Here is a 1339-nt window from a genome sequence, read left to right as displayed (position 1 = left end):
GGGATCGGCTGCCGGGCGGGGCGTCCTTGCGGCCGAGCACCAGGCAGAGGCGGCGGATGCCGCAACGTTCATTCGGGTGTCGCGGCCGCGGTCTTGACGAGTGCTCGCAGGATCGAAGGGTCGACAGACCCCAAGACGCGAGCGCTCACGCGCCCCTCGGGGTCGAGGACGAATGTCGCCGGGGTCGCATTGGGGGCCGTCTTGCCGGCGAATGCGAGCTGGACGCTCCCCGTATTTGCGTCGATGGCGGTCGGGTAGGTGACGTCGAATCGTCGGGTGAATGCGTCGGCGGTGTCGGGCTGGTCTTTGACGTTGACACCCAGGAATGCCGCATCGTCGGATACTTCCTCGCTCACTGCTTGGAGGTCGGTCGCTTCCATGCGGCACGGGACGCACCCGGCGAACCAGAAGTTCAGAACAGCAACCTTGCCCTGGTAGTCAGCCGCTGTGATCTTCGTGCCGTCGCTGAGCTCGGAGTCAAATTCGATCGGGTCGCCGCGGTCCTCAGGTGCGATCTCACTCACGATCTGGTCGGCGGAGATATATCCCTTGCCGTCACCCCACTGCTGTTCAATTCCCGACGATGACGTGCACCCCGCCACGGCTGCGCAGGTGGCCAAGAGAAGGGCCGAGGAGGCTAGGAGTGGACGTGTTCGCACGCGTGAGGATAACTCGGCCGACCTGTATGCGAACAGCGCCGATGTCGCGATGCTCTTCCCTGACCCGGCTGACCCGATAGGGAATCGGCTATCGGACACCTGCTTCGCTGCTCCACCACTCTCTTGATGCGAAGCCACGAACATCGCAACTGACCACCGAGGCGAGGTGACAGGCTTAGTGCATGCTCACCGATGATGAGATCCTGACCGCCATGCGCATGGCTGTCGGAAAGTGTCGGTCTGCGGGATCGGACCTGGCATATCTGGACTATGAAATGAGGGACATCCGGGCCTTGCCCGGTCACCTCGATGTCGAACTCGTTCAGCGGGACGGCCACTCCGCGCGTCTTCTGATCGCCCTCCCATCCAGCGGTGAACTCCAGCATTGGCTCTTCGCACCTCCCGAAGACGCCCAAGGGTGGGTCAGCCAGCTCTTCATCTGGATTGACGAGGAGGTCTTCACTAGCGGGCTCTCGGACGGGCGCACAAGAGTGGAGAAAGACGGTGACAGTTATGTCCAGACCGCTCCCTACGGTTGGCGTTTGACCGACACGTCCGAGGATGCGCGCCTCTCGAAAGCGGCCGGCACCCAAGGTTGGTACGGATGACAATCCCCTATCGGAACGGACCGAGCAGAAGACATCGCGTTGAACTGAAGTCGGGTGCGTATGCTCGCAGCA

2 protein-coding genes are annotated in these 1339 nt (G+C 62.7%); one reads left to right on the top strand and one right to left on the bottom strand.

Annotated features, from left to right (window positions below; translation table 11 throughout):
• Positions 1-68 precede the first annotated feature (68 nt).
• Positions 69-620: a TlpA family protein disulfide reductase gene (locus tag IFT88_RS16705; protein ID WP_249409125.1), complete on the bottom strand. Its 552-nt coding sequence runs from the start codon at positions 618-620 to the stop codon at positions 69-71.
• Positions 621-841: 221 nt separating this feature from the next.
• On the opposite strand from IFT88_RS16705, the gene IFT88_RS16700 reads away from it, so the two are divergent.
• Positions 842-1267, top strand: coding sequence for a hypothetical protein (locus IFT88_RS16700; protein WP_192122044.1), 426 nt, complete (start codon positions 842-844; stop codon positions 1265-1267).
• Positions 1268-1339: the final 72 nt, after the last annotated feature.

Origin of the sequence: Frigoribacterium sp. CFBP 8751 (assembly GCF_014841545.1) — a bacterium.
Classification (GTDB): domain Bacteria; phylum Actinomycetota; class Actinomycetes; order Actinomycetales; family Microbacteriaceae; genus Frigoribacterium.
The sequence above is the reverse complement of the archived record's forward strand: the minus strand, read 5'-3'. Positions and strand labels throughout refer to the sequence as shown.